Source organism: Bilophila wadsworthia ATCC 49260, assembly GCF_000701705.1.
GTDB classification, from domain to species: Bacteria; Desulfobacterota; Desulfovibrionia; order Desulfovibrionales; family Desulfovibrionaceae; genus Bilophila; species Bilophila wadsworthia.
Genome location: NZ_JNJP01000027.1, coordinates 1 through 14,076 on the forward strand (window position 1 = coordinate 1; position 14,076 = coordinate 14,076).

The following is a 14,076-nucleotide window of genomic DNA, read 5'->3' on the forward strand; positions in this document are numbered from 1 at the left end:
GTGGTATCTCCAGCAGCATATATACATGATCCGGGCAGCATTCCGCTTCGAGAATTGTCACTCCTTTCCATTCACAAAGCCTGCGCAATATCTCGCCGATCTCACGCTTCTTTTCCCCATAGAAAACCTGCCTGCGATATTTGGGGGCAAATACCACATGGTATTTGCAGTTCCATTTTGTGTGGGCTAAACTTTGAACGCCACTCATTGTGACCTCCTTTTGATTTGTTGCCGCTTGCAGTTGCCAGACCGCAAGCTTTACTAACAAATCAAAAGGAGTTTTTATAACATATGCAAAGCTGTAAGCTTTTCGGAACCTCCCGCCTAGCGGGAGGTTTTCTTTTTATACAAGAAAAACGGGCCGACAGATTGCTCTGTCAGCCCGCTTGCTTTCTTATGGTGCGAAGGGGAGAACAGATTGTGAAGTCATCTATTTGTTTTTATTTGAATAAAAAATATTAAAAATTTTTATACCAACGTCCATACCAACAAACTGGATTTATTACCGGAGTTCGACTCTATTTCGGGCACCCCACTATGGTATTTTATAAGCCATTTTTGTCCATATACGTCTATTCTATCCCATTTTTCTGGAAGCTGTAAAAAGCCTTACCACTTAACTTGACACCTATTGATAGTACCATGAGTCATAAACAATAAACACCGTAAAATCTTAGAAGCCATATTTGCCGGTCCGGTCAGCCCTGCCATTTCTTGGGCCGACATTGAGGGCGTATTCAAAGGGTACGGTGGTATCATCAAAGAAGGGCGAGGTTCGCGAGTCTGGTTTATTTGGGAAAAACAGGTAGCCGTGTTCCACCGCCCTCACCCGTAGCCCACTACCGATAAGGGCGCGGTCAAATCAGTAAGACGCTTTTTTGCGAATATTAGGATTGAAGCCATGAATACACTCACCTATAAAGGCTATCAGGGACGTTTTGAATACGATTCTAATGCCGATATTTTCCACGGCGAAGTCCTGCATCTCAATGACGTCGTGACCTTTCAAGGCCGGTCCATTGATGAGCTGAAACAGACGCTTGCGGATTCCGTAGAGGATTATCTAGCGCTTTGTTCTGAAGTAGGCAAAGAACCTGAAAAGCCGTTTTCTGGCCGATTTAATATTAGGATTTCGCCAGAATTGCATCAAAAAATTGCAAAAAAGGCTGCCGATGCTGGGGTAAGTTTGAATAATTGGGTTCTTACCAAATTAGAACAAGGCGTTATTTAGGCACAAATGTCAGATCTCATCATACTCGCTTTTATTTAATTTTCACGTAGGAAGAATAGTATAATGTCAAACGAAATAATTTTTATATCGCCGGGCTGGTGGGAAATGGGGGCCACAATAATTGCAGGTTTATTAACTGCATTTTCAACTTTTGGCGCGGTAATATATACTAATAACCGTACAAAAAAAAACAATTGAAAGAACAAGCAGATAATTTTGAAAAAGTACGTAAAGACGAATTTAAACAAAGTAAGTATGTGCTGATAAAAGTTTCTCTTATGTTGCAAACATTTAGCAACATACTTGATAGATTAATAGTGAATAACGATTATAATAGAATATTACTTTTTTCAGGCGAAGATGGTTTTGATTTTTATGATGATTTTAATAAACTATTAAATCAAAAATGTAGAATTTTACAAATTGAGAATAATTCAGATGTAGGAATTAAAGATATTATTGCAACAACTAATACTGAGTTAAGGAATCTTGATACTGATTCAGTTTATAGATATTCCACCAAAAATGAAATAAGTTTCTTGCGTAGTTATGAAAAAAATAATGATAAGACTAACAAACCAAGAACAATTCAAGAATACCATCGATATGAACAAAAACTCTATTCAAAGTTTATTAAATTTTATATGTAAAATTGAGTATTCGACTCTTGCTAATCAACGTATTACGTATGCCTATGAAATAGAAATACGTAATGATCGGCGTATTGAAATAAAGAAAGATGGAATTGAATCAATTGTTGATTTTGATGATGCAATAGATTTGAATACAAGTATTTTTAGAAATTTACAAGATAGTATTTCAGTAATAGATAGAAGTGATTATAGTTGGGAAAAAATGGGAAAGGCACAAATGAGAGGTATGATGACTCAATTTTCTCAACAATCTTCTCAAGAGATAAATACTAATACCACACAACCACATGATGAGCATAAATATTAAGATCGCTACAATATGTCGAGTTCCGAAGAAAACTGATGATGTAGGCAGGCAAGAAAGGTAGTTTTCTGTGTCCATAATTGGCATGTTGGAGCGGTAGACAAAATTATTAGGTTATAATTGGGTCAGCGGTATCTGTTTTTATAATTGTTGCTTTTTTAGTTATGTACTTGCCCCATCAGCTCTCCTCGAAAAGCTCTGATCAGGATGGCCTTTTTCATCAGGTCAATCTGATTATACCTTGTCCGACCAAAAAGCAAAATCATGCGCTCTCTTGGAGCCGGTTTTGCCCGCGCCAAGCCGGCTCCGGCGTACCTGCCGTCGGCCTGCTGCTCCGGTTGCAGCCCTGCGTCGTGTCTTTGAACATGTACCGGGAGCGGCAAAAGGGACTTTGTAGGTACAGCCGTTTGTAGTTGACACTTGTTTTGTTAGTTAACTATGTAAAAATAAAAGGTAAAAAATTTTAAGAAATTTTTAATACCCTAAAATCTACCCGGCAGAAATTGGGATGAAAAAATACGTTCCAGAATGATATTGGTCTTTAAAGCCAGCCAATAAAATAGCTTGAACGCCCCACCAATAGAAACAGGTGAGGCGTTCAGGGGGTAGACCATATTTAGGATGTTAGAGACGTAACTGTAAGCGAGAGTATTAGCGCATGGATTCCGCCAACTCAGGATATTTTTTCATGAGTGGGGTACATCTATATAAGCGGGTCGCCCAGAATATGGCCACTGTTGCCGCCGCGAGGCAGATCAGCGCTCCGAAGACGGAATAGTGAATTCCCATTTCGGATATAAACAATCCGCAAAGTGCTGTGCCGATAGCCGTGCCCGAGTTTGCCGAGGTCAGGAAAAGCCCATTGGCGAACTCGGGCGCTTCAAGAGCGGCGTTGGCTATCATATACTGACTGTTATTGCTGGAAAGGCCGGTGAGGATGCCAAACAGCAGGACGATTCCCAGCATGGGGGTAAAACTGTCTCCAAGAAGAAACAATGATGCCAGCACAAAGGCCAGCGCGAAGGGGGTGAGCCTGATCGTCCGGTGAGCATCAACGGCAAGCAGTTTGCCTGCAAGGACATTTCCCACGATATTCGCCGCTCCATAGATGAAGAGAACAATGCTGATAATGGTAAACGGCAGTTGTGTAACGCTCTTGAGATAGTCCGAAAGATAGCTGAAAAAGCCGAATACGGCGCCGTTTGTGAAAACAACGGCGCTCACGGCATACCAGAGAGCGGGCTTTTTCAGCACACGCAATTGTTCCCCATAGGAAAGTCTGCCTGTCACCGGTATGGACGGAATGCAAACGATGGTAGCCAAAAACACCATACCGTTCACGGCGGCAAAGAAAAACATTGCCATAGCGTAGGACGTTTCGCTGGCAATAAAGCTGGCGGCGGGAACTCCCAGCACCATCCCGGCGGAAACTCCGATGAAAACCTTTGCGACCGCTTTGGGCGCGTCTTCTTTGGCAACCGACGTGGCGGCGACAGTAAAGGCCATCGAAACATAGACCGGGTGGAATATTGCCGGGACAGCCCGTGAGACCAGCAGAACAGCAAAGCTCTCCGTAAACATGGAAACGACATTGCTGATGATGAACACGCCAAGGGCTGACAGCATGACCGTCTTTCGGTCAAACCGTGAAAAAAGCATGGGCGTGATCGGACCGCATACGGCGATCACCAGAGCAAAAATCGTCACCGTCCATCCCGCCTCCGGCACCGAGACCTGAAAAGTATCGGCGATCAGGGGCAACATGCCGATGACTCCCATTTCAGTATTCAGGATGCCGAAGACGCCAAAGGTCAGAATAAGGACAAGCATGCCGCTGCCATCGTTTGTCTTGTTATGCATATCAAGCTCCTTTTTCAAAAGTCCGCTTCAAAGTAGTTGTACGACTTGTTGGCGTCGTACTCCAAAGTGAGATAATCTTTGTGGATTGTCATAGCAAATACTTATATTAAATATGATGATATAATTTTTCACAATATCACTAACGCAAGTATAGACATCCAATTATGCATAAAAAAGCGAAACCGCATCAACATACGGTTTCGCTTCCAGAAAGGGTACAAGTCAGAATCTACAAATTGGACTTGAAGAAAGCTTCGATTTTATCGAAAGGAATGACATCTATCTTGTCATATAGGTCCGTATGACTGGCATTAGGAATAATCAGTAGTTCCTTGTTCTCGCCCTTGAGCTTCTTGAAGGTGTCTTCGCTGAAGTAGCGCGAATGGGCCTTTTCGCCGTGGATAAGAAGCACCGCGTTGCGTATCTCGCCCGCGTAGGCCAGCAGCGGCATATTCATGAACGAGAGGGAAGAGGTGGCGTTCCACGCTCCGTTGGAATTGATAGAACGGGGATGGAAGCCGCGCTTGGTCTTGTAGTAGTCAAAGTAATCCTTGACGAACTGCGGTTCATTTCCCTTAAGGGAGGCGGGCAGCCCTGCCTGTGATGGAGCAATGGTTCCAGATTGTGCATCCTTGGTGCGCTGTTCGTTCAGCTGCCTGCGGGCCTCATAACGTGCGTCGGCGTTCATGGCGTCAAAGTAGCCGTTGGCGTTGACGCGGCTCATGTCGTACATGGTGGAGGCGACCGTCGCCTTGATGCGAGTATCCATAGCCGCCGCATTCAGCCCCATACCGCCGAAGCCGCAGATGCCGATGATGCCGATGCGCCCCGCATCCACGTTCTCCAGGGTGGTAAGGAAATCCACCGCCGCGCTGAAATCCTCGGTATTGATGTCGGGGGACGCCACATAGCGCGGTTCGCCACCGCTCTCTCCCGTGTAGGAGGCATCAAAGGCGAGCGTCAGAAAGCCGCGCTCGGCCATCGTCTGGGCATAGAGGCCGGACGCCTGCTCCTTCACCGCGCCGAAGGGGCCGCTCACGGCGATGGCCGCCAGCTTGCCTTCGGCCCCCTTGGGCATGTAGAGGTCGCCCGCAAGGGCAATGCCGTAGCGGTTGGTGAAAATCACCTTCCTGTGGTCAACCTTGTCGCTCTTCGGGAATATCTTGTCCCAGCTTTGTTCCAGCCTCATGGCTTTGCCGTCCTTCGGAATAATGGTGTCAGATGTGCCGTTGCTTGCCGCCCATGCGCTGCCCGCAAGGGCAGTCATTCCCAGAAAAATCCCCGCCGCCACTTTCTTGCTCATGTTCATGGTATCTCCCCGGTTTTCAGGTGGACCGGAAAAAAGGACGTTGGCCGCCTTCCTTCCGACGTTTTTTCCCGTTTACCCTGAGCAATGAATCATGGCAAATACTTATATCAAATATGATGATATAGCTTTAAAGAATATCATTTTGCGAAAGAAGCGGAACCGCCCGGGGCAGGCCGGAACAAAAACGTCATACTGCCTTCAGGCTCTTCAGGAGGACGGCTCAGACCGTTTCTCCGAAAGCCGCCTGAATTTTCTGAAGAAAGACCTCTGCTGCCGGGGAAAAGACCTGATACTTTTTCCAGACGATGTTCAGCCCCGACTCCAGCCTGGGCTCCAGAAAGCGGAAACACAGGTGACTGTGTTCCGAAGTGTTGACCAGCCCGTCCAGAGTGACGACATGGCCCACCCCGCTTTCGGCGAGGAGGGCTGCGTTATAGACAAGGTTGAGCGTCGCCACCACATCCAGCTTTTCAAAATCGTCCTTGAACCACTCGATGAATTCATTTTTTGTCGACGTGCGGCGGATGGCCTGCCGCGAAAGGATGAGCGGCTCGCCGAGCAAATCCTGCCGGGTGATGGCCTGCCGTGCGGCCAAGGGGCTGTCCTTGCGCGTGACGACCCCCCAGACGTCCTTTTCAGGCAGGTTGACGTAGTCGTATTTGGAGAGATCGGCGGGCTGGATCAGGACGCCGAAATCCAGCAGCCCCTTGTCCAGCCGTTCCGCCACGTCTTCCAGATTGCCGCTGTACAAGTGGATATGAATATTCGGGTAATCCTTCCGCAGCTCGTGGATGACCTCGGCGACATGCCGCATGACGCGCGTTTCTCCGGCTCCGATGTGAACATCGCCTTCAACGCTTTCTTCCTTGACGGCAAACTCCGCCTCCGTCTTTTCAATCATGTCCACAACCTCTTCCGCGCGCTTGCGCAGGCGCATCCCGTCCGGCGTCAAGGAAACGCTGTGGCTGTGCCGCACAAAAAGTTTGGTTCCCAGCTCTTCCTCAAGCTCTTTGATCTGCCGGGAAAGCGTCGGCTGCGTCACATGCAGAAAATTCGCCGCCCCCGTCACGCTCCCCTCTCTGGCGACCGCCAGAAAATACCGCAATACCCGTAACTCCATAGCGATGGACCTCCTTGACCGGATTGATCGTAGTTTCTTAAGAAATGCCTGTCAAGCATTTCATATTATTTGATATAAGTATTTGCTATTTATAGAGGGCAATCCTATTTTCCCATCAGACAGGAGGTGAAAGGGAGTGATTGATCCTCGATTTGCGGTAGACCGCAACCTGAATGATGCGGGATGTGACGAAACGACCAAGAAGACTTTTCTGGACTTATGTTCTCAGGGAAAACTGAAGGAAGGAATCCATCTTCTCCAAAGGCATAGAATGACGCTGCTTGATGATGTTCATGAAGGCCAGAAGAAAATTGACGCCCTCGACTTTCTTCTCTTCAAAATGCGGCATGATGCCGACAGATAAAGCCCATAGTTCACAGAGATACCCTCTTACTCTGTTCAGCAAAACAAAACCATCATTTGAAGGATAGTGTTATGAATAAAACATTGATTGCGTACTTTTCCTATCAAGGGCACACCCGTCAGCTGGCACAGCACATTCAGAAAGCTACAGACGGGACGTTGTTTGAAATCAAACCGGCTCAGGCATACCCGGACGATTACGATACCTGCGAGGCCCAGGCCAAAAAGGAAACCCGCGAAGGGTATCAGCCGGAACTGGCGGAAAAGTGCGACATCGCACCGTACAGTACCATTTTGCTCGGCACGCCCAACTGGTTCAATACGATGGCTCCGCCTGTCGCCGCCTTTCTGGCTGCCCATGATTTCACCGGGAAAACCATTCTTCCCTTCTGCACCAACGGCGGGGGAGGAATGGGCCATATCCTGAAGGATGTTAAAAAGTTGGCAAGCGGCGCCGCCGTACGGGACGGCCTTGAGGTTTACGAAGGCGGTCTGACTGCCGCGGGGGAAAAAACCGCCGCGTGGCTGAAGAAAAACGACCTGGGGAGGAAGTGATGAACGCCGTCATGAAGAGCCTGTTGTCGCACCGTTCCATCCGTTCCTATCAGGACAGGCCCGTTTCCGAGGAAGACCTGACCCAAATCATACAGGCTGTGCAGGCCGCTCCGAACTGGGTCAATGTGCAGCTGGTTTCGGTCATCGCCATTAAAGACGCTGAGCGGAGAAATCACCTTTCCGTCTTGTGCGGCAATCAGAAACATATTGCCGAAGCTCCGGTTTTCCTTGTGTTCTGCGCCGATTATTATCGAACCTGGCTTGCCTGTAGAGTAAAAGGACAATCTCTGGATACTGTTCTGGAAGATATGGATACCGTCATTGTCGGCGCTCACGAAACGGGCATTGCCGTGGGAACGGCGGTTGCCGCAGCCGAATCTCTGGGGCTGGGAACCGTCGTCATCGGCGACATCCGTCAAAACCCGCTTGAAGTTATCAGTGAATTGGGCCTGCCTCCCTATGTTTTTCCCGTGCTCGGCCTTTGCATCGGCTATGCCGCTGAAGACCCCGGCCTGAAACCCCGTCTGCCCATGCGTGCGATGCTCTTTGAGGAGCAGTACGATACCAACCTCGAAGACGCACTGAAGTTCTATGACGCGCAGTATGCCGAATACCTCAAGGAAAGACCCTTCAACAACCGTGTCGGTACATGGACGGAACTTGTCAGTGATTTCTACAGTACGCCGTATCATTATACCCATACGGAGGAAATGCTCCAACGGCAGCATTTCCTTGGAGGGGCGGCGTCCCCCGCGCAACGTTGAATGTCATCGTCACAGGAGAATCATTATGGAAAAACATATGGCTTTTGGGAATACGCCGCCACGTCATACCCGGCGTGACGCATTGAAGGGGCTGGCCGGATTCGCCGTGGCGGCGGGGATTCTTCCTCTTGCATCGTTTGCTGCCGCTGCGGCTGATTCCTCGCGCAAAATCCTGATCGCGTATTTTTCCCATACCGGCAATACCCGGGCCGTGGCCAGGATGATCCATGCCGCCGTAGGCGGAGACATATTTGAAATACAAGCTGCGGAACCCTATCCGTCCGAACATTCCGCTACGGAACGCAGAGCAAGAAAGGAATGGGAAGACAATGCGCGCCCGGCTCTGGCCGTGACATTTCCCGCTGATATGAACGCCTATGACACCATTTTCATAGGGTACCCGAACTGGTTCAGAACCACGCCCATGATTGTCCGTAGCTTTCTTGAACAGTTCGGCTTCGCCGGGAAAACCCTCGTCCCCTTCTGCACGCATGGAGGGAACGGGCTTGCCGACTCTCCGCGCGATATAGCCCAAAGCTGCCCGCAAGCAACTCTTGTCGAGGGATTTGCCGTCCGTGGTTCACGTGCGGCAAAGGCCCAGGATGATGTCCTGGCCTGGCTTCAGGAGAAAAACTTTCTGACCCGATAGACCGTTCCGTTTCTTTCCCCGCGACCTCAGACCACAAGATAATAAGGAGTGATAACCATGCGTATGAGCTTTCATTTTTACAATCCTACCCGGATAGTGTTCGGTTCCGGCACACTGAACGAACTTGGGAATCAGGCTTTGCCCGGCAAAAAGGCTCTGCTGCTGATGTCCTGCGGCAAGTCGGCAAAAGTGAGCGGTGCCTATGACCGCACACTGGAGCAACTGAAAAAGGCGGGCGTGGAAGTGGCCGAATTTGCCAAGGTCATGGAAAATCCCCTGAAAGATATGGTGATGGAAGGCGCGGCCTTCGCCAAAGATAACGGCTGCGACTTCATCGTCGCCCTGGGGGGCGGGGCCGTGCTGGATTCCGCAACGGCCATTTCCGCCATGGCGACCAACGAAGGCGACCTGTGGGACTATGTCTGCGGAGGCACGGGCAAGGGCAAACCGCTAAGCCGTCCCGGTCTGCCTGTGGTGACGATCACGCTTACGGCAGGAACGGCCTCGGAAATCAACTGTTGGGGCGTTATTTCCAATCCGGAAACTCAGGAAAAAATCGGTTTTGGCGATCCGATGCTCAATCCTGTTCTCGCCATTGTGGACCCGGAACTGATGAGGACGATTCCTGCGCGTTATACGGCTTATCAGGGCTTTGACGCGCTGTTCCACAATACGGAAGTCATGATGTCCAACGGCGTGAATATCCTGAGCGAAACCATCGCGCTGTCGGCCATCAGAAACATTGCCATGTACCTTCCCCGTGCGGTCAGAGATGGTCATGATTTGGAAGCGAGGGAACATATCGCCTATGGCAGCACGATGGCGGGTATGACCATGCAGTTGACCAGCACAACCGCCCAGCACAGCATGGAACACTCCATGAGCGCCTACCACCATAATTTGCCTCATGGTACAGGCCTGATCATGATTTCCAAAGCTTTCGCCGAGTTTTTCATGGAACGTCATGCCTGCGACGCCCAATTCGTCAAAATGGCAAGGGCCATGGGCATGGAGCGAGCCGATAAACCGCAGGATTTCATCACGGCCCTTGTCGCGTTGCAGGAAGCCTGCGGCGTCGCTGATTTGAAAATGAGCGACTACGGTTTTACGCCGGATGAGTTCATGACCTTGGCGAAAGGGGCGCGTTCCATGCAGGGAGGGCTGTTCGCGGCCAACCCGTGCGAAATGACTGACGAGGATAGCGCCAGCATCTTTGAAAAATCATACAGATAGCCCAAAAGCACGATTGGCGGGCGTTTTGGGGCGCACCTGCCGCAGCTCGGAAACGCCCGGCCAAAAAATCAGGAGGTCATCATGCATATTCTGGTATTGAACGGAAGTCCTCGTCCCAAAGGCAATACGAAGCAAATGGTTGAAGCCTTCCGGGAGGGTGCCCTCGCATCCGGGCATCAGGTAACCATCGTGGATGTCTGCCGTAAAAAAATCAATGGCTGCCTGGGATGCGAACATTGCCATACCAAAGCCCCCGGAGAATGTATTCAGAAGGATGATATGCAGAATGTCTACGCGCTTCTTCTGGATGCGGACATGCTCGTCTTGGCATCCCCTATCTATTATCACGGCCTTTCCGGACAGTTGAAATGCGCCATCGACCGTCTGTACTCCATCGCGTATCCGTCAAGACCGCCTCGTCTGAAAAGATTGCCATGATTTTAAGCTCCGGTGACGCCGATATGTATGATGGTGCCCTCTTCTCTTTTCGCGGGGATTTTCTGGGTTTTCTCGGCTTGGAAAATATGGGGGTCTTTACGGCGCACGGAGAGAAGAACGGTTCCGCGGAGAAGCTGCGTGAATTGAGAGGATTCGGATTATCGTTAGAAAAGATATGAAAGGAAGAACAGATATGGACATGGTTCCGTTGAACAATGGTGTGAACATGCCCATGCTGGGCCTCGGCACGTATGCGCTTCGCGGCGGGGATTGCGAACGCTGCGTGCTGGAAGCTCTTGAGCTGGGCTACCGTCTGTTTGATACGGCCCAGATGTACGGCAACGAGCGGGAGGTGGGGAACGCGCTCAGGCGCGGGGGCGTACCGCGCGGCGAGCTGTTCGTCACCACGAAACTGTATCGGCCCAGCGCATCCTATGCGAGAGCGAAACAGGGCATTGAAGCCTCACTGAACGCCCTGCAACTCGACTTCATTGACCTGCTGCTGATTCATGAGCCGTATCGGGAAGCGGAAGAAATGTATCCCGCGCTGGAAGAGGCCTACCGGGCCGGGCGGCTCAAGGCCATAGGTGTTTCCAATTTCAACGCATCCCGCTGCGAAGCGTTCCTGCGTGCCTGCACGGTGATTCCGGCGGTCAATCAGGTCGAGGCCCATATCTTCTTTCAGCAAAGGGGACTGCTTGAGGAAATGAAAAAGCACGGTACGCACATGCAGGCCTGGAGCCCCTTTGCCGCCGGGAAAAACGATTTCTTCAGCAATCCCGTACTCCGTGCCCTCGGTCTCGCCCACAACAAGACTCCGGCGCAGATAGCCCTGAAGTATCTGGTCCAATTGGGCATTTCCGTGATTCCCAAATCGTCTCACCGGGAAAGGATGAGGGAAAACCTCGGCATCTTCGATTTTCAGCTGCCAGACGAGGACATGCAGCGGATACGCGCTTTGGACGGGGGAAAAACCCTGTTCGGCTGGTACTGAGCGAACGGAAGACATACCCCGTCCCCCTCATCAGGCAATCAGGAGGCCACATGCACCGACGCGATTTCCTCAAATTTCAGGCCGCAGCGGCGCTTTCCATCGGCGCTGCCGCGCTAGGGTTCCCGCCCCGGCTTCTGGCTGATGCTTCTCCCGATATCGCCGTGGTCAAGGGCGGCCCGGCGGCCGCGACCAGAGCCGCCGTGGAGCTGCTCGGCGGCATGTCGGCTTTCGTCAGGCCCGGACAGAAGGTGGTCATCAAGCCCAATATGAGTTTTGCGGCGGATGTCGCCAGCGCAACCAATACTCATCCCGAAGTGGTGCGGGAACTTCTGGTCATGTGCCTGGAAGCCGGTGCGGGAACAGTCCGTATCCTTGACCACGCCTTCCAGAGCGGAACGCAGCCGCTTGAGCGGTCGGGCATCCTTGACGCCTGCAACGGCGTAAGGAACGGCGTCTGCCACAACCTCACCCATGAACGCTATTATCAGGAAACCACGCTCAATGATGCAAGGGACATGAAAACCAACGCCGTCATGAACGACGTGCTGGACGCCGACGTGCTCATCGCCGCGCCTGTGGCGAAAACCAACACGTCCACGGGCGTCAGCCTGTCGCTCAAGGGCCAGATGGGATTGATTCTGGACCGTAATGTCATGCACTGGCGCTACGACCTTGATACGGCCATCGTCGATCTCTGTTTCCGGCTGAAGCCTGCGCTGGCGGTGATCGACGCATCCCGCGTCCTCAGCACCAACGGCCCTTATGGGCCGGGCAAGGTGCTGACGCCGGGAGAAATCATCGCCTCCACCGACCCGGTCGCCGCCGACGCCATGACGGTCGCCTCGTATGAATGGTATGGCCGCCGTATCCAGCCGCGTCAGGTGGCTCATATCGCCCAAGCTCACGCACGAGGGCTGGGGCGCATGGATATTGAAAACATGCATGTCCGGCGTTTGAGCCTGTAACTGGAAAAAGGGCATCGTATGGGCGGCAAGTTGAGACGATTTGTGCAGGCGAGCTGTTTGGTTCTTTTTTGTCTGCTTCTGGGAACGGCTGAAACCGGGAGTTTTTTCGGTCTGCCGTCAGACCTTTTCCTGCTGCTTGATCCCCTTACCGATACGGCGATACCTCTGGTCATCCGAACCCTTATCCCGGGTCTTTTTCCCGCCGTGTTTACCATCCTGCTTGCCGTATTGGCCGGGCGCATTTTCTGCGGCTGGCTCTGTCCGATGGGAGCGACGCTGGACATTTTCGGAGGTGCAGTTCGCCGCCTCCTGGGAAGGGGAAAAAGCGGTAAGCGCCACGTTTCGGCCCCTGTGCCGCGAAGCCTCAAATACCTTGTGCTGGCCGTAATCCTGACCGCCGCTCTCTGTGGAGTAAATCTTGCCTTCTGGGCAAGCCCCATTCCTCTGACGACACGGCTTTATGCGCTTGTCCTGCATCCGCTGGGGCTGGAAGGCATCGGTCAGGGCCTGGAAGCGGTCTCGCCGCTTCTGGAACGGGCGGGAGCGATCGATTGGTTATACTGGCACCCGGACACACGATATTTTTATACTTCATGGTTTGTAGGCGCATTCTGGTTTGTCCTCATCGTGCTGGAGAGCGCCAGGCCGCGTTTCTGGTGTCGCTGCTTCTGCCCGGCCGGGGCCTTGTTGGGGCTGTTTTCCCGGTTCGCATTCTGGAAGAGGCATGTTTCGACAAACTGCACTTCCTGCGGGCGCTGCTCCGCACAGTACCCGGCGGGGATTCTGAAAGAAAACCCCGTTCTGTCGCAACCTTCCGAATGCCTGACCTGCCAGGCATGTGTTTCCGTATGCAACCACAAGGCCGTTTCCTTCGGCTTTGGCAACAGCCCATCGGCATTCTCTTTTTCACATCACCCCCCACTTCCCGCGCGGAGAGCCTTCTGTACGTCTTTGGCCGCTGGAGCTAATCTTGCGGGCCTTTCTCATGCCGATGCTTTATACCCATCAACGGCATCGGGAGGTCTGGTCAAGCCACCCGGCAGCCGCCCGGAAACGGATTTTCTAAACCGCTGTCTACGCTGTGGCGAATGCATGAAAGCCTGTCCGACAGGAGGCTTGCAGCTGATCTGGTTTCAGGCCGGTTTTTCTGGGATATTCACACCATTTCTTGACCCTCGTTCCGGCGCGTGCCGACCGGACTGCGCGTCCTGCGGGGCCGTTTGTCCGACGCAGGCCATACACGCCCTGCCGCTGGAAGAAAAGAAATGGGCCAAAGCAGGCACCGCCGTCCTTGACCGGAAAACCTGCCTTGCCTAGGCGGAAGACAGGCGCTGCATGGTGTGCAAAGAAAACTGCCCTTACGGCGCGGTGGATGTCGTTGTGCAGAAAGGACATAGAGCCCCGGTGCCGGTTGTTCATGAAAAACGCTGCTACGGATGCGGGTTCTGTGAAAAGCACTGCCCCAAATCTCCTCCGGCCATTGTGGTTGAGCCTGTGGGCGCGCTGCGCCTGAACGATGCCTCCTTTGAAAAGACGGCCAAAGCGGCGGGGCTGGAGCTTGAGCCCGGACAACATCAAGGGAGAACTGCTGAAAGTAATGAGGGAAAGCTGGGTATCCCTCCTGGTTTTTTGGAATAA

Annotated in this window: 18 protein-coding genes; 14 read left to right on the forward strand and 4 right to left on the reverse strand. The window is 51.8% G+C overall.

What is annotated here, in order from left to right; translation table 11 throughout:
• Window positions 1–208, reverse strand: a 208-nt coding sequence (gene tnpA / locus T370_RS0110695) for an IS200/IS605 family transposase (RefSeq protein ID WP_029435714.1), incomplete at its 3' end; no start/stop codon positions are given.
• A gap of 693 nt (window positions 209–901) precedes the next feature.
• Here tnpA and T370_RS0110700 point away from each other — a divergent pair.
• The 3 genes from T370_RS0110700 (at window position 902) to T370_RS25005 (ending at window position 2,191) form a co-directional block, all read left to right on the forward strand.
• Window positions 902–1,231, forward strand: coding sequence for a type II toxin-antitoxin system HicB family antitoxin (locus T370_RS0110700; RefSeq protein ID WP_029435715.1), 330 nt, complete (start codon window positions 902–904; stop codon window positions 1,229–1,231).
• Between the two features lie 194 nt (window positions 1,232–1,425).
• On the forward strand, window positions 1,426–1,881 hold the full coding sequence (locus T370_RS25000; protein ID WP_156034402.1) for a hypothetical protein: 456 nt from the start codon (window positions 1,426–1,428) through the stop codon (window positions 1,879–1,881).
• Window positions 1,838–2,191: a hypothetical protein gene (locus T370_RS25005; protein WP_156034403.1), complete on the forward strand. Its 354-nt coding sequence runs from the start codon at window positions 1,838–1,840 to the stop codon at window positions 2,189–2,191. Before T370_RS25000 ends, T370_RS25005 begins: the two co-directional genes overlap by 44 nt.
• A gap of 648 nt (window positions 2,192–2,839) precedes the next feature.
• Here T370_RS25005 and T370_RS0110710 read toward each other — a convergent pair.
• From T370_RS0110710 to T370_RS0110720, 3 genes are all read right to left on the reverse strand, one after another.
• Window positions 2,840–4,048 (reverse strand): MFS transporter, encoded by a 1,209-nt coding sequence (locus T370_RS0110710; RefSeq protein WP_029435716.1) that lies wholly within the window; start codon window positions 4,046–4,048, stop codon window positions 2,840–2,842.
• 229 nt (window positions 4,049–4,277) lie between these two features.
• A complete protein-coding gene (locus T370_RS0110715) occupies window positions 4,278–5,357 on the reverse strand; it encodes an alpha/beta hydrolase (RefSeq protein WP_029435717.1) in 1,080 nt (359 codons plus the stop codon).
• 220 nt (window positions 5,358–5,577) lie between these two features.
• The gene (locus T370_RS0110720) at window positions 5,578–6,477 is read right to left on the reverse strand and encodes a LysR family transcriptional regulator (RefSeq protein WP_029435718.1); all 900 of its coding nucleotides are present in this window, start codon (window positions 6,475–6,477) and stop codon (window positions 5,578–5,580) included.
• Between the two features lie 136 nt (window positions 6,478–6,613).
• Between T370_RS0110720 and T370_RS25010 the strand changes: the two genes are divergently transcribed.
• The 11 genes from T370_RS25010 to T370_RS23610 all read left to right on the forward strand — a co-directional run bounded on the left by T370_RS25010 (window position 6,614) and on the right by T370_RS23610 (window position 14,076).
• Complete coding sequence (locus T370_RS25010; protein WP_156034404.1) at window positions 6,614–6,841, forward strand: hypothetical protein; 228 nt, start codon at window positions 6,614–6,616, stop codon at window positions 6,839–6,841.
• A 71-nt stretch (window positions 6,842–6,912) separates the two neighbouring features.
• Window positions 6,913–7,395 carry a flavodoxin gene (locus T370_RS0110730; protein WP_029435719.1) on the forward strand — a complete coding sequence of 161 codons (483 nt, stop codon included), beginning with the start codon at window positions 6,913–6,915 and terminating at the stop codon, window positions 7,393–7,395.
• On the forward strand, window positions 7,395–8,159 hold the full coding sequence (locus T370_RS0110735) for an NADPH-dependent oxidoreductase (protein ID WP_029435720.1): 765 nt from the start codon (window positions 7,395–7,397) through the stop codon (window positions 8,157–8,159). The genes T370_RS0110730 and T370_RS0110735 overlap by 1 nt, the downstream gene beginning before the upstream one ends.
• Window positions 8,160–8,184: 25 nt before the next feature.
• Window positions 8,185–8,808, forward strand: coding sequence for a flavodoxin (locus T370_RS0110740; protein WP_051643816.1), 624 nt, complete (start codon window positions 8,185–8,187; stop codon window positions 8,806–8,808).
• Between the two features lie 57 nt (window positions 8,809–8,865).
• Window positions 8,866–10,041: an iron-containing alcohol dehydrogenase gene (locus T370_RS0110745; protein WP_156034406.1), complete on the forward strand. Its 1,176-nt coding sequence runs from the start codon at window positions 8,866–8,868 to the stop codon at window positions 10,039–10,041.
• Window positions 10,042–10,122: 81 nt separating this feature from the next.
• Window positions 10,123–10,479, forward strand: coding sequence for a flavodoxin family protein (locus tag T370_RS22850; RefSeq protein ID WP_211250515.1), 357 nt, complete (start codon window positions 10,123–10,125; stop codon window positions 10,477–10,479).
• Window positions 10,476–10,658 (forward strand): hypothetical protein, encoded by a 183-nt coding sequence (locus tag T370_RS25685; RefSeq protein ID WP_211250518.1) that lies wholly within the window; start codon window positions 10,476–10,478, stop codon window positions 10,656–10,658. The genes T370_RS22850 and T370_RS25685 overlap by 4 nt, the downstream gene beginning before the upstream one ends.
• 14 nt (window positions 10,659–10,672) lie before the next feature.
• Window positions 10,673–11,473, forward strand: coding sequence for an aldo/keto reductase (locus T370_RS0110755; protein WP_051643817.1), 801 nt, complete (start codon window positions 10,673–10,675; stop codon window positions 11,471–11,473).
• A gap of 50 nt (window positions 11,474–11,523) precedes the next feature.
• Window positions 11,524–12,438 (forward strand): DUF362 domain-containing protein, encoded by a 915-nt coding sequence (locus T370_RS0110760; protein ID WP_029435724.1) that lies wholly within the window; start codon window positions 11,524–11,526, stop codon window positions 12,436–12,438.
• 18 nt (window positions 12,439–12,456) lie between these two features.
• Entirely contained in the window at window positions 12,457–13,755 is a 1,299-nt protein-coding gene (locus T370_RS24345; RefSeq protein ID WP_081847541.1) for a 4Fe-4S binding protein, read from the forward strand.
• 18 nt (window positions 13,756–13,773) lie between these two features.
• The gene (locus T370_RS23610) at window positions 13,774–14,076 is read left to right on the forward strand and encodes a 4Fe-4S dicluster domain-containing protein (protein ID WP_051643821.1); all 303 of its coding nucleotides are present in this window, start codon (window positions 13,774–13,776) and stop codon (window positions 14,074–14,076) included.